The sequence below is a fragment of the Pseudomonas sp. HMSC063H08 genome, assembly GCF_001813645.1.
Lineage (GTDB): Bacteria > Pseudomonadota > Gammaproteobacteria > Pseudomonadales > Pseudomonadaceae > Pseudomonas > Pseudomonas aeruginosa.
The window spans coordinates 1-1,228 of sequence record NZ_KV813374.1; the positions used below are offsets into that span (position 1 = coordinate 1).

At 58.9% G+C, this 1,228-nt stretch carries 1 protein-coding gene; it reads left to right on the top strand.

The genetic code is table 11. The features are described from left to right. Positions 1-87: 87 nt before the first annotated feature. Positions 88-1,209 carry an ISAs1-like element ISPa60 family transposase gene (locus HMPREF2924_RS07515; RefSeq protein WP_010455375.1) on the top strand — a complete coding sequence of 374 codons (1,122 nt, stop codon included), beginning with the start codon at positions 88-90 and terminating at the stop codon, positions 1,207-1,209. Positions 1,210-1,228 lie beyond the last annotated feature (19 nt).

Here is a 1,228-nt window from a genome sequence, read left to right on the forward strand (position 1 = left end):
CAGGGCAATCGCATGAACGCCTGCCGATTTGAATGAGTCCTTTCCCAGCGGGCATCCTGAGCGCCTCTCTACTCAGGATGCCCTGCAATGTCGCATCACATACCAATCTCCGATGTTCTGGTCGCCATCAATGATCCCCGTCAGCAGGGCAAGATTCGTCACGACCTGGTCGAAACACTGGTCGTGGCTATCTGCGGCGTGCTTGCCGGCGCTGACACCTTCATCGAAATCGAACTCTGGGCTGAGCAGCGGCTGGACTGGTTCCGCCGTATTCTGAAACTACCCCACGGCATTCCCTCACACGACACCTTTGGACGGCTATTCAGCCTGATCGATCCAGAGGAGTTCGAGCAGGCCTTCCGCTGTTGGGTTGCGGCGATCCTACCGGCCCTTTCTCCGCAAGTGGTTGCCCTAGACGGCAAGACCAGTCGCCGCTCCGGCAAGAAAAACACGGCCCCGTTGCACCTGGTCAGCGCTTTTGCGGCTGATTCAGGGCTGATTCTCGGGCAGAGGGCGACCTCCCAGAAGTCCAACGAGAAGACCGCCATTCCTGAGCTGCTGGCCACACTGGCGCTTGAGGGCTGCACCGTGACGATCGATGCCATGGGTACCCAGCCGGACATTGCACAGGCCATTCTCGATCGCGGGGCGCACTATCTGCTGGCCATCAAGGGAAACCAGCCGAAGCTGGCCGAAGCGATCGATGACTTCGCTGACACCTTTTTGGACGGCGATCCTGCCCGGGTACCCCATGCGCACTTCGAGCATGTCGAGAAGGACCATGGCCGGCTGGAGGTTCGTCGCTGCCATGTTTTCGACCAACTCCAGTGCCTGCCACAGCCAGAACGCTGGCCAGGACTGCGCACTTTCGTGATGCTGGAGTCCGAGCGGACTGTGGGCAACCAGACCAGCCTGGAGCGCCGTTACTACATCAGCAGTCTTGCTCCGGATGCAGAGCGCATCGCACATGCCATCAGGGCGCACTGGGGCGTGGAGAACCGCGTCCACTGGTGCATGGATGTCATTTTTGGTGACGATCAGATGCGGATCCGAACCGGGCATGCTGCCCACAACATGGCCGTTCTCAAGCAACTTACATTGAATTTGATCCGGTTGGATCCGGTCAAGCGCAAGGGTGGCATCAAGGCACGAAGGCTGATTGCTGCAACCTCTGATGATTATCGGGCTGAACTATTAGGTCTCAGGTGAGCTTCATGCGATTGCCTTG

Excerpts from the sequence above, each read along its gene's own strand:
- HMPREF2924_RS07515 (WP_010455375.1), top strand. The coding sequence starts at position 88 with ATGTCGCATCACATACCAATCTCCGATGTTCTGGTCGCCATCAATGAT.